The organism is Vibrio sp. 10N.261.52.A1, from assembly GCF_002876325.1.
Taxonomy (GTDB): domain Bacteria; phylum Pseudomonadota; class Gammaproteobacteria; order Enterobacterales; family Vibrionaceae; genus Vibrio; species Vibrio chagasii.
On sequence record NZ_MCYD01001114.1, the window covers coordinates 1 to 18078 of the forward strand.

Sequence of the window (18078 nt, forward strand, 5' to 3'; positions counted from 1 at the left end):
TAGGGAAATAATGAAAATAATTAATTCCAAAATTGGCATAATCAGATGCGAGCAGATGATTTGATCCTGTTTTCACAGGTAGTAGAACTGGGCAGTTTCAGTAAGGTGGCAGAGCAAAATAACCTTACAAATTCGGTAGTTAGTAAAAGAATTGCACGCCTAGAGGAAGAAATTGGCGTGCAATTATTATATCGAACGACGCGTAAATTGACCCTGACTGAGGCGGGCAAGGCAATTTTGCACGGAGCCAAAAATGTGAAGCAGGCGACTCAAGAGGCTATGGACGCAGTTTCAGGCTTTGGTGAAAATGTCAGCGGTCATATCAAAATGTCAGTGCCTACTATCTCTGGAGATTTGATTCTGGCAGACGCCGTTGCTGAGTTTTGTAATATGCATCCAGGTTTAACAGTCGATATGTCACTGGACAATCGCTTTGTTGACTTAGTAGAAGATGGTTTGGACTTGGTGATTCGTACCGGTTACCTAGAAGACTCCAGCTTAATTGCACGACACATATTGGATTCTCAATGGGTGGTGTGTGCCTCGCCCTCTTATATCGCCAAGAACGGTAAACCGATGCAGCCCAAAGACTTAGTGGAGCACAACTGCTTGCAATACGCCTATCAAACCACAGGGGCGAGTGAGTGGCAGTTTCTGTATAGCAAAGACGGTTGTACAGACAACGACAAATATATCGTGCGTGTTTCGGGCTCTTTCTCGACAGACAACGCGACTGCATTAAGAAAAGCTGCGCTGGGTGGACATGGCGTTGCGTACGTGCCGCGTTGTCTGGTTTATCACGATATTCGTAACGGTCAGCTGGTGGATATCTTCCCTGACTTAGTGGGTAAGAAGCTCGGTATTTATGCGGTGTACCCTTTTACGCGCCAGCCGCCCAACAAGATTAAGTTATTGATTGAACACATCAGAACTCGTTATCTGACGATTTCTCACTATTTTTAATAAGGATCACGATGAGCTATTTAAAAGAGTATCAATATCCAATCACCAATAAGCAGATCGTCAGCGATGACTATTTTGGTCAGATAATCGAAGACCCATATCGCTGGTTAGAAGATGACAGAAGTGACCAAACTGCAGAGTGGGTAGCGAACCAGAATGCAGTCACGTTTGATTACCTTGCTCAAATTCCGTATCGCGCGGAACTGCGAGCGCGACTGGCAAAAGCGCAAGACTACAAAAAGAGCTCGCAGCCGTTTGTCCGAGGTGACTACACCTATTTCTATAAGAATGATGGCTTGCAGAACCACAGCATTCTCTATCGTCAGAGAGAGGGGCAGCCGGTTGAAGTATTCCTAGACCCGAACACTTTCTCGGAAGATGGCACGACATCTCTGGGCTCGGTATCGTTTTCGAAAGACTATAGCTTAGTGGCGTACAGTATTTCTGAGGGGGGCAGTGATTGGCGTAAGATCTTCGTGATTGAAACTGAGACTAAGCAGCAGCTCGAAACAGAAATCACTGACGCCAAATTTACCGGCATCTCTTGGTTAGGCAATCGCGGATTTTACTACTCCAGTTATGATAAGCCTGATGGTAGTGAACTCTCGGCTCGCACTGAGCAACACAAATTGTACTTCCATGAGTTGGGCACAGAGCAAGCTAGCGACAAGGTGATCTTTGGCGAAAGCAACGATGAGCAACACCGCTATGTGTCCGGCTACACTACTGAAGATGATCGCTACATAATTATTCTTGGGAAAGAATCTACGTCGGGTAACCGACTGTTTTATATCGATTTAAATTCACAAGGCCAATCGTTGAACACGCTGATTGATCATGTGGATAGCGACACGTATCTCATCGATAACCAAGATGAGACCTTCATTCTGTACACCAATCTCGATGCACCGAATGGCAAGGTCGTGAGTTTTGACACACGTACTGAGAAGTGGAGAGATATTATCTCAGAAAAGCCACAGCCGTTAGACATCAGTACTGGTGGAGGGTACTTGTTTGCTCATTACATGGTGGATGTGGTGTCGAAAATTGAGCAGCTGGATTACCAAGGTAACCTAGTTCGTGAAATCCATTTACCTGGGCTGGGAACGGCCAGTGGCTTAGGTGGTAAGAAAGAGCAAACTCAGCTTTATTACACCTTTACCAACTATGTTACGCCGCCAACCATTTTCTCTTTTGATATTGAGTCGGGCAGTTCAGAAGTTTATCAGCGCTCTGAGTCACCGTTTGAATCGGATAAGTTTGAGTCTAAACAGGTCTTTTATACCTCAAAAGATGGCACTCAGGTTCCGATGCTTATCTCTTATAAGAAGGGACTAAAACTGGACGGTAATAACCCAACCATGTTGTACGCCTATGGCGGCTTTAATGTCAGCCTAACGCCTTCTTTCTCGGGGACGGTGGGCAGTTGGTTAGAATTGGGTGGCGTGTACGCAGTTCCCAACCTGAGAGGCGGCGGTGAGTACGGTAAGGCGTGGCATAAAGCGGGTACTCAGCAGCAAAAGCAGAATGTGTTTGATGACTTCATTACTGCTGCGGAGTTCTTAATCGCCGAGAACTATACCAGTAGTGACAAGTTGGCGATTCGTGGCGGCTCTAACGGTGGGTTGCTGGTGGGTACGTGTATGACACAGAGGCCGGAGCTTTTCCAAGTGGCTCTACCTGCTGTTGGGGTGCTAGACATGCTGCGTTACCATACCTTTACGTCTGGCGAAGGCTGGGCGTATGACTATGGTACCTCCGCGCAAAGCAAAGAGATGTTTGAATACCTGCTTGGTTACTCTCCGGTTCATAACGTTGTGCGCGGTGTCGACTACCCAGCAACTTTGGTTACGACAGCGGATCATGATGACCGCGTGGTGCCAGCACACTCTTATAAGTTTATCGCAGAGCTGCAAGATAAGCATGAAGGTGGTGCGCCTGTGATGATTCGTATCGACGTAAATGCGGGCCATGGCGCCGGAATGCCACTGAGTAAAGCGATCGATCTCACTGCCGATATCTATGCGTTTACGCTGTTTAATATGGGTGTTGAATCTCTAGATTCGTTTTAGATAATGCTTGATTCTAGATAATTGGGTGTTTGACTCAGACCAAATAGCCTCAAAGTCGACCTTAGATTTTGAGGCTTTTCATATATATGAAAACTTATCAAAACTGCACCATATTTCCTTCATGTTTACATACACTTTTCCGTGATAGACCCCGCCATTATTGATGAAATGAAAGCGATTTCAAGCTGATATTTCACGTGTTTCCCGTCCTAAGTTTTTGATATTAAATTAATAGTTTTGGGTGTGACTTTTCTAAAAGTTTCATGGTTCTCAAGCTAATTTATCAATGTGAACAGCGGCTAACTTTTCAACGCTTTCATTGCTTAATATTTCCCTGTTCGATGAAAACTCAAAAAAATAATAGGGAATTACAATGCAAAAATTTAAGCTTTTGCCAATAACGGTCGCAGTGGCGGCTTCGCTTGCTTCAATCTCTTCTTTTGCTGCAGAAACGGATCTTGCCGCTCTGGAACAACGAATCCAAGAGCTGGAATCTCAAGTTGGTGATATCAAGTATGTTGATGATCAACAACAAGCGGTTCTGACTGCAGAAACCAATGTACCAGACGGTATCGTCTTCTCTGGTTATGCTCGTTACGGCGCTCACTACAAAAGTGGTGATGAGCGTTACGTAGACATTGGTACAACAGGTCGCTCTGTTGGTCGTTTAGGTAACGAAGCCAACGGCGGTGAAGTTCAGTTAGCTAAGCTTTTCCAGGCAGACAACGGCGCTATCTGGGACATCGTATTCATGGCTGACCACTGGGAAGCTGACGCATGGGCTGATGACGGCGGCCTAAGCATGAAAAAAATGTACGCTGGTGTAACCAACGTCTTTGAAAGTCAGCCTGAGCTTTACATGTGGGCTGGTCGTGACTTCCATCAACGTCCGCAACAAGGTTTGAACGATTACTTCTGGATGACACACGATGGTCAAGGTGCTGGTTTTAACAACCTAGATTTCGGCGGTGCCAAGCTAGACATGGGCTTCGTAGGCCAAGTGAAAGGCGGCCTAGTGAACGACAACGGTCGATACGCAATTACTTCTAAGTTGCACTCTATTAATGCGGGTATCGGCCAACTAGACCTATATGCGAACTATGGTTTTGCTTCAGATGAAGCAGACTCTGACGTAGCGGGTGCTCCAAAAGTCAGTGACGAAACGGCATACCTGGTAGGTGCAACCTTAGGCTTGGGTGAGTCTAACAAGTTGGTTGTTAAGTATGGTGACGGTGCGGATTCATCAGTGTTTGACCTAAAAGGTGACTACCAAACTTTGTACGCAAGTGTTGAAGGTAGCTACGCAGCAACAGATAACTTCATCATCGATTACTTAGTGTCGTACAAAGACAACTCTGGTTCAGATCTAGACCGCGAGAACACAGAATACGCAGGTATCGTTCGTCCACAGTACCAATGGGATGATGTTCATTCTACATGGTTAGAAGCGGGCTACGGCATGGTTGATTACGATGACGACGGTGAAGAGAACGCATGGAAAGTAACGCTTTCTCAAAACGTTTCTCTAGGTGGCTTACCTTGGAGCCGTCCAATGCTTCGTTTCTACACAACCGTGGGTGATGTAGAAACCAAAGGCAACACAGTGAAGACAACGAATGTTGACACATTGTCGTTCGGCGCAATGTTTGAAGCTTGGTGGTAATCACCGATATAGAAAGAGCGGCTCTTTGAATTCGGCATATTTTCAAAGAGCCATGCTTTCGAATATCCATGCTTTTCAATAGTACGTAAATACTGTCCATTTTAGCCCTAAAGGCAGATTGATTAGGGCACGTTTCAATTAACTCCATTCTTGGGCACATTTTTGTGCCCTTTTTTTCGCCACTAGATCAGGGATTTACTATGAGACTTTCTTCCATCGTGTCTCGAGTTTATTTAGGTTTCTTCGTACTGATTGTGATCATGCTAGGTTCCGCATGGTTAAGCATCAGTAGCAATAAAGACATCACCACTCGAATCGAAAACATCACCCAGCAAGCTACGCCACTTATGCTTCAATCTTCCACCTTGACCATTCGGTTTCTGGACATTAATCGCAGCATCACGCCGTATTTATCCGCCAATTACATAGATGAACTCGAACCACTGAAACTGACCGTATTGAATAACATTGAGCAATATCAGCAGCAGTTGAGTTGGTTTGAAGGTAAAAGTGTCGCTGGTTCACATATGGAAATCCTGCTTAGCAACATTGATGAAACGGGTAGATCGACGATCGAAAAGATAGAAGGAGTACTCGAACTTTACGTTGCTTATCTGGATAGCAAAGATCTTGGTGCGATGGGGCAAGCGCAATTTCAGTCTGTGGTGGGACAGCTTAATAACATCTTGGTCAATCAACTGGCGAGCGCGAAATCAGATCAAATACAGAAGGCGGTCGAAGCTCTGTTGGTGCAACTAAGCCTGATTGCGGCAGAGGCTAATGAGGCATTCTCATTACAAACGTCATCAGAAGTTCGCGGGGTAGAGCGACGCCTACAAAGTCGCAAAGAGCGATTCGAACAAGCGGTAACCGACTTAGATAATCTGGACTCATCTTTACTACGTCGCAGTCAACAGTCTTTATCACTGCTCGCTTCACACGCATTTTCATCTAGCGGCTCGGTATCTACTCATAAAGCAACCGTGAAACTTGATGAATCTATTTCTCTCCAAAATCAGGAAATTGAACAGCTGATTGATGCACAGTTGAGTCATTTTGATGAGCTTTCTCTATATGCAGAAGATACCGCAACGCGCTTGTATCACGAATCGACGGATTCTTCACAGCAAGCCCTTTGGATACAAGGCGTGATTACTCTTACTTCTGTAGTTATTGCTCTTTTGATTGGATTGAATATCGCCAAAGGGATTCGTAAACCAAGCAAGCTTCTGCAAGGCGCATTGGACCAAGTTGCGAACAAGGATTTGAGCAAAATGGTGCGATATCAAGCGAATAATGAGTTTGGTTTAGTTAGCGAAAAAGTGAATTTGGTTATCAGTCATCTTACTGAAATGATTGAGAACATGCGCCAATCGTCAACGTGCTTAAAAGAAGCATCTTTGGAGAACCAAAGCACTAGCCGCTCTTTGAGTGAGGCTATGCACGACCAAACCAGTCAGACCGTGATGGTGGCAACAGCTATGGAGCAGATCGAGTGCTCGGTGACCGAAATAACTCAAGCGGCTAATCAAACGTTAACCTTGGTGACCGAAGCTGTGTCGAGTTCCAATCATGGCCAACAGACGATGGACAAAAGCGTCGAGTTGATGGGCAGTTTAGAGCGTAAGTTAGCAGAATCAACAGCGACCATCGACCAGCTTGAAAGTGATAGTGCCAGTATTGGCTCGATTCTGGACGTGATATCTGGGATATCCGAGCAAACCAATTTGTTGGCATTGAATGCAGCCATTGAAGCGGCGCGAGCGGGCGAACAGGGGCGAGGCTTTTCTGTGGTAGCTGATGAGGTGCGTGTGTTGGCGGCAAAAACGAACGCTTCAACGCAAGAGATACACAACAAGATAGAGCAGTTGCAAACCAGTTCTAAGCTTGCGGTTGAGCAAATCAACCAATGCGTAGCGGGGATGGTTCAATGTGTTGAACAAACCTATGAGGTGAATGGCTCAATATCAAAGGTGTCCACTCTGTTAAACGAGGTAGAGCAAAGAAGTCACCAGATTGCGACAGCGACTACCGAGCATCAAGTGGTTGCCTCTCAAGTTACACAAAACATCAGTCAGATACACACCTTGGCTGAAGATAACTCACAACGATCTCAGGTTTTGTTTTCTCATGGTCAACAGCTTGAAACCATGTCGCAGCAGCAATTCTCACTAACTCAAGAGTTTAAGCTCGCCGAGCAATCAGAAAACAAGGTTTAGAGGCGACTCTAAGCTCTCTACTGTTTCACGCCCAGCCTTTGCTGGGCGTTGTTGTTTCAAGTTTCGGGTTCTGCAAAGCGAATTCGAAGTACCTATGAAATGTTCCCATACAATTTAGCATAGCCACTCAAATAATAGGGTCAATTTAGCCCCGTATATTACCGTCTGCTGCGGGTTCACCTCTGAATAGTGCTTTTGAGAACCGGAGTTTAAGCGTTCTTACTTTCACCCTGGCAGCAAGTAACCAGGCATCGTTTTGATTGGGTGAGTAAGAATCTCATGAAACAGTTTCATGGCGTGAAGTGAATCTGTAAGCGCTTTCAAGATTTCCAAATCCAGCCTTCTTACCTCCAAGTTTAGTGTGATGACACTCACTTCAACTAAAACGTAATTTCTTAATAATCGTTTTGTAAGCGGTTACAAGCTAATGAAGTATCGAGGTTCGAGTGGCAACAATTAAACACGTATCAGAGCACGCAGGTGTGTCTCAAGCGACAGTGTCTAGAGTGATTAACGGCACCAGTAGAGTGAGCCACGATAAGAAGCTAAAGGTTGAAAAGGCGATCAAAGAGTTGGGTTATCGCCCGAACTCTATCGCTCAGGCTTTAGCTTCAAGTCGTACCGGAAGTGTGGGTGTTGTTGTTCCAGAACTGGGCGGATCTTTCTATTCAGGCATCTTGCATTGCATAGAGGAAAACCTACGCCGCTTCGGTTACCACGCTGTGGTTACAGCGGGTTCGAATACCGAACAAGGGCAGCGCGAGTCTGTGGAGTTTCTGTTGGGGCGTCGTGTGGATGCTTTGATTCTTCATACTCAACTGCTCAGTGATGATTATTTAATTGAATTGGAAGAACAGGGGACCCCTGTGGTTTTGATTAACCGCTTCATCCCAGAAATGGCGATGAGTTGTATTGATATTGATAACGAAGTCGGGGGGCTACTCGCTACTCAATATCTCTTGCAAAAGGGACATACAGATATCGCGTGTATTACCGGGCCTTTAGATAAAGCAGACGCTAGGGGGCGTTTGCAGGGGTATCGCAAGGCACTGGAAGAAGCCGGTGTGCCATATGATGAGGCCTTGGTCTCTGAGGCGGGATTTACTGAAGAGACCGGCATCAGTGCTATGAAGAAGTTGATCAACCGTAAGTGCCACTTCACAGCGGTATTTGCTTCAAACGATCACATGGCATTTGGCGCTTTCGAAGTCTTACACAACGAGGGATTGTCGGTTCCGAAAGACATCTCGCTTGTGGGTTTCGATAACACCATCTTCGCGCGCTATCTGACCCCTAGTTTGACCACCATAAATTTCCCCATTGAAGAGATGAGCATTGAAGCAGTGCAGCTCACTCTGCAAAAGCTAAAGAAAATTAAACATGACGTGAACTTTAAATTGCTGCCGACGTTGGTCACTAGAAACTCGGTATCGGATTTACTGGTTACCCTATAAAAACATTAAGGATAGAACATGAAATTTAAGACCTTAGCGCTTTCATGCGCGGTTGCTTTAGGACTAGGTGCAACAGCGGTAAATGCTGCTGACAAAGAGATTCGTTTCGACGGCTTCCCAGATTTCGATAGCAGCCTGAAGGTATTACTGCCTGATTTCGAAAAGGAAACAGGGATCAAAGTGGATTACCTTATGAACAATCACGGTGACCACCACACGAAACTAACCACTAACCTAGCAACGGGCTCAGGTGCGGGTGACGTGATTGTTGTGGACGTTGAGAAAATCGGTCCATTCGTTGGTTCTGGCGGCCTAGTTAACCTGTCTGAAAACTATGGTGCTGATAAGTACCAAGAGCGATTCGCACCATATGCATGGGCGCAAGGTAAAGGTGCTGATGGCGACATGTACGGTATTCCTGTCGACCTTGGTCCTGGTGTTATGTACTACCGCACCGACGTATTTGAAAAAGCGGGCATCAATGTAGAAGACGCAATCAAAGATTGGGATTCATACATCGCAGCTGGTGAGAAACTAAAAGAGCAAAACGTACAACTTATCGCTTCAGCAGCCGACGTAGCACAAGCAATCATCTTTACTACAGTTCCTGAAGGCGAAGGTCTTTACTTCGATAAAGATGGCAACCCAGTTGTGACATCAGAGCGCTTTGTTCACGCGTTTGAAGTAGCAAAAGAGATTCGCGACAAAGGCTTAGACGGCCGCATTCTGGCTTGGTCTAATGAATGGTACGAAGGCTTCCGCAACGGCACATTTGCAACTCAACTTTCTGGCGCTTGGCTACTTGGTCACCTAAACAACTGGATCGCTCCCGAAACCAAAGGTAAGTGGGCAGTAGAAAACCTTCCTGATGGTATCTACGGCAGCTGGGGTGGTTCATTCCTATCTATCCCAACGCAATCTGAAAACCCAGACGAAGCATGGGCGCTTATCGAGTACATGACGACGGACCGTGAAGTTCAACTTAAGCACTTCGAAACGATTGCGGCTTTCCCTGCGAACGTAACGACGTATGACGATGAGTTGTTCCAAGAAGAGATGGAGTTCCTAGGTGGTCAGAAAGCACGTCTTCTATTTGCAGAAGTGGCACAGAACATCAAGCCAGTATCTCCAGCTCAAGGCGACCACGTAGCACGCTCTATAATTTTAGAGAACGCATTGATGGAAGTGCTTGATGAAGGTAAGGACATCGAGACTGCATTGAAAGAGGCAGAGCGTCTAATCAAGCGTCGTACGCGTAATCTTTAATTTGTTATTACTTTGAGTAAGTGAGGAAGCGTGGATAACGCGCTTCCTTTTTTAAGAGGTCGTTACTATGAATCATACAGCGAGCACAACGATAGAACCTGCGGACAAAAGCCTTTTTTCTCGCCTGAATTTGAAAGCGCTTACACCGTATGGATTCCTTCTGCCGTTTCTGATCATTTTTTCTGTATTTGGGATCTTCCCGCTGTTGTTCTCTGTTTATCTGTCTTTCCACGAATGGAACCCAGTACAGGGCATGGATGCAATGGAGTTCGTTGGTTTTGAGAACTATCACATTGCCTTGACTGACCCATGGCTATGGCGTTCATTAAAGAACACATTGTGGCTAGCAATCACATCGGGTGTTGCTCAGCACTTAGTCGCTATTCCAGTGGCTTACATGTTGGTTTCAATGGGTGACCGTATGCGTCACTGGCTAACATCGGCGTACTTCCTACCGTTCATCACATCAACGGTCGCAGCGTCACTGATTTTCTTCAACATGTACTCTCCTAACTCAGGAATTATCAACCAAACGTTAATGGCATTGGCCGATAGCACGCTGTTTGGTTGGGCATTTGCTTGGGTTAATGATTTTCAACCAATCCGCTGGTTAGATGATGCCACTATGGTGAAGCCGTCTATCGCGATCATGGTTTTCTGGAAATACACCGGTTTTAACATCGTCCTTTACACCACTGGTTTAATGACGATTCCTAAAGATATTTTAGAAGCTGCTCGTATGGATGGTGCGAATGCCTTCCGCCGCTTCTGGAACATCTCACTACCAATGATTCGTCCATTCATCTTCTTTGCAATCACCATGACCATCATCGGTAACCTGCAAATGTTTGAAGAACCGTTCGTTCTAACGCGTGGTACAGGTGGTACGGGTCAATCTGGTTTAACTATCTCTATGTACCTCTACAAAGTGGGTTGGGAATGGTTAGAAATGGGCACAGCGTCAGCAATTTCATGGCTTCTGTTTGCACTGATCGCGTCTTGTACTTTGGTTCAATTTTTATTCTTCGGTAAGAAAGGCTTAGGGGAACATTAAGATGTCGACATCAATTAAGACAAATACCTCACCACTAAGTGGCCTAATGCCAAGCGAACGCACCATGTACATCATGACTAAGATCTTGATGGTCATGCTCGGCATATTACTGATTGTTTCCGCAATCATTACGGTGTTCCCGTTTGTGTGGTCAGCACTGCTTTCAACACGTGACCGTTCGGAGATCTTCGGCTCGGGCATCAGCTTTGCGATTGGCGACAGCCTAATGGTGAACTACGCAAAACTGCTGGAAATCATGCCGTTTTGGAAAGCGATGTTTAACTCGATTTACGTGGCTTTCTTAGGCACAACCATCTCGCTGCTGTTTTGTAGCATGGGTGGCTACGCGTTTGCTGTGTTTAAGTTCCGCGGTAAGAACGTGTTGTTCGGCATGCTGGTTGGCTCAATGGCGATTCCGCCAGTGCTTAGCTTGATCCCTTACTTCATGATCGTGAAATTCTTAGGCTTGTTGGATAACCACATGGCGGTATGGCTACCGTTCACAACCACGCCATTTGGTATCTTCTTGATGCGTCAGCACGTGATTGCATCGATTCCTAAAGAGCTATTAGAAGCAGCGAAACTGGATGGCGCAGGTGAATTCAGAACGTACTGGAGTGTGGTACTGCCACTGATGAAACCAGCACTCGCAACACTCGCTATCGTGCAGTTCGTCTTCTTCTGGAACATGTTTATGCAGCCTCTTGTGGTGCTGAACAACCCTGACAATTACGTCATCACACAAGCACTACGAAGTGTTCAAGGTATTCCGAATACGCCATGGGGCGCGGTAATGCTAGGCACCACAATTTCTATTTTACCACTCGTGATTACATACCTGTTCGCATCGAAACAGATGATCAGTGGTTTAACGTCCGGCGCAGTTAAAGGTTAGGTTTAAGGGTTATAACAATGAATAAATTTCAACTTCCAAGTGATTCAAAGTTACGCAGTAAGGAATTTGTATTCGGTGTCGCGACATCTTCATACCAAATTGAAGGCGGCGTTGAAGAGGGCGGTCGTACACCGTCTATCTGGGACACGTTTTGTAAGACACCAGGTAAGGTAGATAACGGCGACAGTGGTGATGTGGCGTGCGACCACTACCACTTGTGGCAACAAGATATTGAGATGATTCAAGGCTTAGGTGTTGATGCTTACCGCCTGTCAATTGCATGGCCACGTATCTTGCCGCAAGACGGTGTAGTGAATCAGCAAGGTCTAGAGTTTTACGAGCAGATCATCGATGAATGTCATGCTCGTGGAATGAAGGTGTTCGTGACACTTTATCACTGGGATCTACCGCAATACCTTGAAGACAAAGGCGGTTGGTTAAACCGTGAAACGTCTTACAAGTTTGCAGAATATGCAGAAGTGGTGAGTAACTACTTTGGCAATAAAATTGATGTTTACACCACATTGAACGAACCGTTTGTATCTGCGTTCTTAGGCTACCGTTGGGGCGAGCATGCACCGGGCATCAAGGGTGAAAAAGAAGGCTTCTTAGCTTCTCACCATTTAATGCTAGGCCATGGTTTGGCGATGCCGATTCTTCGTAAGAACGCGCCTCATGCTAAGCATGGCGTGGTATTTAACGCGACTCCGGCTTACCCACTGACATCACAAGACCAAGGCGCTGCAGACTACTGTGAAGCCGAGAACTACCACTGGTTCATCGACCCTGTGCTGAAAGGTGAATACCCACAGCCAGTCGTAGACCGTCAAGCGATGAACATGCCGATGATTTTAGAAGGCGATCTAGACATCATCAGCGCACCGGTTGATTACATTGGTATCAACTACTACACACGCAATGTCGCTCGCTTCAATGAGAATGGCGACATTGAATCAGTAAAACAGACTGACGCAGAACACACTTACATCGGCTGGGAAATCAACCCACAAGGTTTAACCGATTTATTGGTAAGACTGGATGCTCGTTACGAAAACATGCCGCCTATCTACATTACTGAGAATGGCGCCGCAGGTAACGACGAGCGTGTTAACGGACAAGTGATGGATGACCAACGTGTTCGTTACTTCCAAGGCCACATCGAAGCGGTTCACAACGCCGTTGAAGCAGGTGTGAAAGTTGATGGCTACTTTGCGTGGAGTCTAATGGATAACTTTGAGTGGGCATTCGGATACTGCCAACGCTTTGGCATCGTCCATGTTGATTACACCACTCAAGAAAGAACACTGAAACAGAGCGCAATTGCGTACCGAAACATGCTTCAAGAGCGCGCTGAGGAGAACAGATAATGGCTAAAGTAGAATTCAAAAACATCAAGAAATCATTCGGTGATGTTGAAGTGGTTAAAGAGTTTGATTTTACGGTTGAAGACGGTGAATTCGTGGTTTTCCTTGGCCCATCTGGCTGTGGTAAATCGACCACACTTCGAATGCTTGCAGGCCTAGAGAGCATCAGCTCAGGCGACATCGTGGTTGGTGGCAAAGTGATGAACAAGGTCGATGCTAAAGACCGTGACTTGGCGATGGTATTCCAAAGCTATGCACTGTACCCACACATGACGGTCTACGAGAACATCGCCTTTGCACTAAAACTGAAAGGCATGCCGAAAGCAGAAATCGACGTAGAAGTCCTAAAAGCGGCGAAAATGCTAGAGCTTGACCCGTTACTAAACCGTAAGCCAAAAGAGCTTTCTGGTGGTCAGCGTCAGCGTGTAGCTATGGGCCGCGCGATGGTTCGTACTCCGAAAGTGTTCCTGTTTGATGAGCCGCTATCTAACCTAGATGCAAAACTTCGTGGCGTGATGCGTGAAGAGATCAAACATCTACACCGCGAGCTGAAAACAACCACGATCTACGTTACACACGACCAGATCGAAGCGATGACACTAGCAGACCGCATCGTGATTCTGAAAGATGGTTATGTTGCTCAAGTGGGTACACCAACTGAGGTGTTCCAACGCCCAGCTAACAAGTTTGTCGCGCAATTCATTGGTAACCCGTCAATGAACATGTTGGAAGCTAAGCTGATTGAAAAAGAAGGCGAATACTTCGTTGAACTTGGCGATGTTCATATCCCACTGCCAGAGCGCTTTAAGTCTCTAGCATCTAAAAACCTAGCGCTTCACTTTGGTGTTCGTCCAACAGACATCCACCTGCGTGCTGAGCAAGTGGATCACGATCGCGTACTGCCATTCCCTGTGAAAATCAAAGACAAGGAATTGCTAGGCGCGAGCATTCTTCTGAAAACAGAAATCGGCGGTCAACCGCTGATGGTTGAGACCCAAGCTGCTGAAGTGGATGTGAAAGAACTGACACTTTACTTAGATTTGGATGCTTTCCACCTGTTTGACGCACTGAGCGAGAACTCGCTAGCGAGCTAGTCAATTACGAGCTAGCCGGTCAACTTAAGTCAGCCAACGAGCTGATACCAACCTACTTACGACAAATTGTTTTGGCTCCTCCTGATTTGGGAGGGGCTAGGGATAGTGATGATGAAATTCGGATATTTTGACGATAAAAACAAAGAATACGTAGCAACCACTCCGTGCACACCAATCAAATGGTGTAATTATGTAGGCACATTAGATTTCGGTGGCATTGTTGATAGCAACGGTGGCGTGTTGTTGTGTAAGGGCGACCCGGCACTGAACCGTATTACCAAGTACATCGCTCAGCTGCCAAACTCAGATTTCAAAGGTTCGACCATGTACCTCAAGGTGCGTGATGAGGCGGGCAACGTAGAAATTTTCTCGCCTTTCTACACTCCGACTCTGAAGCCGCTTGATAAGTTTGAAAACCACACGGGTTTGTCTTACACCACCATCATTGCAGAAGCGTTTGGTGTGCGTTGTGAAGCGACCTTCTTCGTGCCAAAAGCAGACCAAGTTCTACTACAAGACATCAAAGTCACCAACATTTCAGAGAAAGCGCTGCACGTTGATGTTGTGCCTGTATACGAATTCACTCACTTCGATGCACTTAAGCAACTATTGAATGCGGATTGGGTTCCACAAACCATGACACTGAAAGCACACCAGCAAGAGTCGGGTCACACCGTGCTTGAGCAGTATGCATTCATGAAGCGTGACTATGCAGTAAACCTGATGACAGCGGATCGCCCTGCGACGTCTTTTGACGGTGATCGCCAATCATTCCTTGGTCAGTTTGGTTACGGTACATGGGCTGCACCACAAGCGTTAGAAAACGACGAGCTTGGTAATACCGAGTGTCTGCGTGGTGACAACATCGGTGCGCTGAACCTGCGTTTAGGTTGGTTATCTCCAGAGCAGACTGAACGTACGATTGTACAAATTGCGCAAGAACAGAGCCTAGATGCAGCGCAACCTTTACTGGCTAAATACCGTGACCACCAAGTGGTTGATTCGGCATTCGCTGAACTGGCTGAGCACTGGGATTCTTACCTACAAGCGGTTCAGGTTGAAACGCCAGATCCAGCTATGAACTCGATGCTTAACGTACACAACCCACGTCAATGCCACACGACCAAAAACTGGTCTCGTTACCTGTCTCTATATCAGCTTGGCTATGGCGCACGCGGCATCGGTTTCCGTGATTCTTCACAAGATACATTGGGCGTTATTACTCATATGCCAGAAGAGGCGCGTGAGTTCATTGAGCGTCTACTGTCTGTGCAAAACACCAATGGTTCTGCGATGCACCAGTTCTTCCCATCGACCATGGAAGCGAACGCTGGTGACTCACGTGAAGAAGAAGATCGCCCGGATTACTACGGTGACGATCATCTGTGGATCATCTACGCAGTTACTCAATATGTGAAAGAGACGGGCAACGCTGACTTCTTGAACAAAGTGATTCCGTTCTATCAAAAAGACAAAGCGGGTAATCCTGTGGAAACCGGCACCGTTTGGGATCACTTGTGCCGCGCGATCGAGTTTACCTACACCAATACCGGTGAGCACGGCCTACCGTTATTAGGTTTTGCAGACTGGAATGACACGGTGAACCTGCCAACAGGTGCAGAGTCTATGATGGTAGCTAATATGTACGGTAAAGCCCTGCTTGATATGTTGGACCTTTGTGAGCTACGCGGTGAGGAAGAACTAACAGCTCAGTTCAAAGAGCAATACCAACAAATGCAGAGCACAGTGAATGAGTGCGGTTGGGATGGCGAATGGTTTGTGCGTTACTTTGATGAGCAAGGCATGCCGATTGGCTCTCATAAGAATGAACAGGGACAGATCTACACTAACGGTCAAAGTTGGCCTGTGATCTCTGGTTTTGCGACGCAAGAGCGTGCTACACAAGCGCTAGATTCGGTTTACAACAAGCTGAACACGACCAATGGTATCAAGCTTTCAACTCCTGGTTACAACGGCTTTGATCCACAACTTGGTGGCGTTTCGACATATCCACCGGGTGCGAAAGAGAACGGAGGCATCTTCCTGCATTCAAACCCATGGGTGATGATCGCAGAAGCGAAAATGGGCAATGGCGAGCGTGCTTACGAGTACTACCGTCAAATTAACCCGGCTTCGAAGAACGACGACATTGATACTTTCGAATCGGAGCCATACTGCTACCCGCAAAACATCTTGGGTGATGAACATAAACAGTTCGGTCTAGGTCGTAACGCATGGCTGTCGGGTACGTCATCTTGGACATACGTTGCAGGTACTCAGTGGATTCTGGGTGTTCGACCTGAAATTGATGGCTTGCTGGTGGATCCTTGTATTCCGGCTGAGTGGCCTGAGTTTAAGGTCCGTCGTCAGTTCCGTGGTGCGACGTATCATATTCATGTCACGAACCCGAATAACGTATGTAAGGGCGTGGTTGAGATGAAGGTCAATGGTGACCTGATTTCAGGCAACAAAGCACCGGTATTTACATCGGGTGAGCACACGGTAGAAGTGGTTTTAGGTTAACAAAGAGAAGGGCGCTTTATGCGCCCTTTATTGCTCTTTCGTTTGGTTATTTTGGTTGATAGGTGGCTTGGCATTGCCAAGTGAAGGTTTGAGACTGGTTCGGGCTAAGCGTTAATAAGCCAATCTGGTTATTGAATGCATCGGCAGGGCAAGTCATGGGCTCTATTGCAATACTTTGCTCACTTGTCGGAGTGTATAGCTGAACAAATGGGTAGCTCGCATCTTGTTGATAATGAATTGCGGCAGATGAATCTGAGTGTGTCAAAGTCAGTTGGTTGGTTGTCTTAGAATCAAATTCAAAGCAGTGGTTTAGGCTTTGACTGGTCAGGGAGTCATCCAAAGACAAACGGTCAAAAGCCTGTTTTTCACCATTGGGTAGGTCGTTCTCATGTACGACCTCAGCGCAAGGCGACATAGTCAATTCACACTGTTCTAGGTCATTGCCGAGCGAGAAATAAGGGTGCCAAGCATCACCGAATGGGAAGGCGAAATCACCACAATTAGAGACAGTTGTTGAGCAAGAGAGCTTACCCGTTGTGTCGATAGTGAAGGTGACTTCAAGGTTAAAAGCGAACGGGAAAGCAGGGTGCAAAGATGATGTCTGATATTGCAGCGTCACACTGGCTGATTTTTCATTGGCTGCGCTGTTTTTGATTGAAAAAGGTTGGTTGTAGAGCAAGCCATGTACGGCGTGATCAGACCAAGGGAAGTTAGCTGGGAGTTGATGGTTTTGGTTGTCGAAACTGTAGCGACCTAAGTTTAAACGGTTTGGAAAAGGAAATAATTTAGCACTGCGGGAAAAGAACGGATGCTGGTTGATCAGTTCATCATAATTCTGATAGCCACAAATAAAAGAGAATGGACTGTTATTTACAATGTATTTATTTATAACAGCACCAAACCCATTGATTATTTGAAGTTCTATACCATGCTGCTGATTTATTAATGTGACAGAGTCAATATTTCCAAATTTTTCATTTATAATTTTAAACATGTTGATGTCTCCATTTTTGAAAGATATTAACAAGAAGAAAAAAATATTCAATGGCGGTTTTAACATGAATAATAAAATTCCATATTCAAGCTATTCAGGAAATTCAGAACACTTGTGTAAAAAGGGCGACGCAGTTGAATTTATTCAACCTTGGTACACGCCAATTTCTACGACACCAGAAAATACAGGCATGGCGATCGGTGGTATCGGTAATACTTTTACATTGACGCCAAATGGTAACACGCCAAACTTCAGTTTTATTCCAGGAATATTTGTCGACTGTTCAGAGCAAGTTATTAATTTTAATGATTTTTATGCGTCAGTGATGGATGTGCCGACCATTGAGGCGCTTCAGGTTGTTAACGAGCAAGAGCTTAGTGTTCATCTGAATTTTTACCCAGCGCTATTCGATGGAAAGAAGATAGATAAAGAAAACATTTCGAATGCGATTAACCTCATTCGTGCCGCATTAGAAAATGGTAATTTCTATAAAGAAAATAAAGATAAGTTTATAAAG

The 18078-nt window shown here is 45.9% G+C and carries 12 protein-coding genes and 1 pseudogene; 12 read left to right on the plus strand and 1 reads right to left on the minus strand.

Going from position 1 to position 18078, the window contains the following annotated elements:
• Positions 1-45: 45 nt before the first annotated feature.
• The 11 genes from BCT81_RS23840 to BCT81_RS23895 all read left to right on the plus strand — a co-directional run bounded on the left by BCT81_RS23840 (position 46) and on the right by BCT81_RS23895 (position 16567).
• Complete coding sequence (locus BCT81_RS23840; RefSeq protein ID WP_102426077.1) at positions 46-963, plus strand: LysR family transcriptional regulator; 918 nt, start codon at positions 46-48, stop codon at positions 961-963.
• 11 nt (positions 964-974) lie between these two features.
• Positions 975-3035, plus strand: a complete 2061-nt coding sequence (locus BCT81_RS23845; RefSeq protein WP_102426078.1) for a prolyl oligopeptidase family serine peptidase — start codon at positions 975-977, stop codon at positions 3033-3035.
• A 373-nt stretch (positions 3036-3408) separates the two neighbouring features.
• A complete protein-coding gene (locus BCT81_RS23855; RefSeq protein WP_061032954.1) occupies positions 3409-4698 on the plus strand; it encodes a carbohydrate porin in 1290 nt (429 codons plus the stop codon).
• A gap of 200 nt (positions 4699-4898) precedes the next feature.
• Positions 4899-6917: a methyl-accepting chemotaxis protein gene (locus BCT81_RS23860; RefSeq protein WP_102426079.1), complete on the plus strand. Its 2019-nt coding sequence runs from the start codon at positions 4899-4901 to the stop codon at positions 6915-6917.
• Positions 6918-7363: 446 nt separating this feature from the next.
• The gene (locus BCT81_RS23865; protein ID WP_004737065.1) at positions 7364-8371 is read left to right on the plus strand and encodes a LacI family DNA-binding transcriptional regulator; all 1008 of its coding nucleotides are present in this window, start codon (positions 7364-7366) and stop codon (positions 8369-8371) included.
• Positions 8372-8389: 18 nt separating this feature from the next.
• Entirely contained in the window at positions 8390-9637 is a 1248-nt protein-coding gene (locus tag BCT81_RS23870) for an extracellular solute-binding protein (RefSeq protein WP_102426080.1), read from the plus strand.
• Positions 9638-9704: 67 nt separating this feature from the next.
• Positions 9705-10691 (plus strand): sugar ABC transporter permease, encoded by a 987-nt coding sequence (locus tag BCT81_RS23875; protein ID WP_017070431.1) that lies wholly within the window; start codon positions 9705-9707, stop codon positions 10689-10691.
• A gap of 46 nt (positions 10692-10737) precedes the next feature.
• Positions 10738-11586: a carbohydrate ABC transporter permease gene (locus BCT81_RS23880; RefSeq protein ID WP_017061568.1), complete on the plus strand. Its 849-nt coding sequence runs from the start codon at positions 10738-10740 to the stop codon at positions 11584-11586.
• A 17-nt stretch (positions 11587-11603) separates the two neighbouring features.
• A complete protein-coding gene (locus BCT81_RS23885) occupies positions 11604-12953 on the plus strand; it encodes a GH1 family beta-glucosidase (RefSeq protein WP_102426081.1) in 1350 nt (449 codons plus the stop codon).
• Positions 12953-14044, plus strand: coding sequence for a sn-glycerol-3-phosphate ABC transporter ATP-binding protein UgpC (gene ugpC, locus BCT81_RS23890; protein WP_008216689.1), 1092 nt, complete (start codon positions 12953-12955; stop codon positions 14042-14044). The genes BCT81_RS23885 and ugpC overlap by 1 nt, the downstream gene beginning before the upstream one ends.
• Positions 14045-14152: 108 nt before the next feature.
• Positions 14153-16567 (plus strand): glycosyl transferase, encoded by a 2415-nt coding sequence (locus tag BCT81_RS23895; RefSeq protein ID WP_102426082.1) that lies wholly within the window; start codon positions 14153-14155, stop codon positions 16565-16567.
• A 46-nt stretch (positions 16568-16613) separates the two neighbouring features.
• Here the strand turns inward: BCT81_RS23895 and BCT81_RS23900 are convergent, their stop codons facing one another.
• Positions 16614-17561, minus strand: a complete 948-nt coding sequence (locus BCT81_RS23900) for an aldose 1-epimerase (protein ID WP_102426083.1) — start codon at positions 17559-17561, stop codon at positions 16614-16616.
• Positions 17562-17625: 64 nt separating this feature from the next.
• On the opposite strand from BCT81_RS23900, the pseudogene BCT81_RS23905 reads away from it, so the two are divergent.
• Positions 17626-18078 (plus strand): annotated as a pseudogene (locus BCT81_RS23905) (glucosylceramidase); the annotation flags it as partial.

What these genes read in the sequence shown, in the direction of transcription:
- BCT81_RS23840 (WP_102426077.1), top strand. Translation starts at nt 46, where the DNA reads ATGCGAGCAGATGATTTGATCCTGTTTTCACAGGTAGTAGAACTGGGC.
- BCT81_RS23845 (WP_102426078.1), top strand. Translation starts at nt 975, where the DNA reads ATGAGCTATTTAAAAGAGTATCAATATCCAATCACCAATAAGCAGATC.
- BCT81_RS23855 (WP_061032954.1), top strand. Translation starts at nt 3,409, where the DNA reads ATGCAAAAATTTAAGCTTTTGCCAATAACGGTCGCAGTGGCGGCTTCG.
- BCT81_RS23860 (WP_102426079.1), top strand. Translation starts at nt 4,899, where the DNA reads ATGAGACTTTCTTCCATCGTGTCTCGAGTTTATTTAGGTTTCTTCGTA.
- BCT81_RS23870 (WP_102426080.1), top strand. Translation starts at nt 8,390, where the DNA reads ATGAAATTTAAGACCTTAGCGCTTTCATGCGCGGTTGCTTTAGGACTA.
- BCT81_RS23875 (WP_017070431.1), top strand. Translation starts at nt 9,705, where the DNA reads ATGAATCATACAGCGAGCACAACGATAGAACCTGCGGACAAAAGCCTT.
- BCT81_RS23880 (WP_017061568.1), top strand. Translation starts at nt 10,738, where the DNA reads ATGCCAAGCGAACGCACCATGTACATCATGACTAAGATCTTGATGGTC.
- BCT81_RS23885 (WP_102426081.1), top strand. Translation starts at nt 11,604, where the DNA reads ATGAATAAATTTCAACTTCCAAGTGATTCAAAGTTACGCAGTAAGGAA.
- ugpC (WP_008216689.1), top strand. Translation starts at nt 12,953, where the DNA reads ATGGCTAAAGTAGAATTCAAAAACATCAAGAAATCATTCGGTGATGTT.
- BCT81_RS23895 (WP_102426082.1), top strand. Translation starts at nt 14,153, where the DNA reads ATGATGAAATTCGGATATTTTGACGATAAAAACAAAGAATACGTAGCA.
- BCT81_RS23900 (WP_102426083.1), bottom strand. Translation starts at nt 17,561, where the DNA reads ATGTTTAAAATTATAAATGAAAAATTTGGAAATATTGACTCTGTCACA.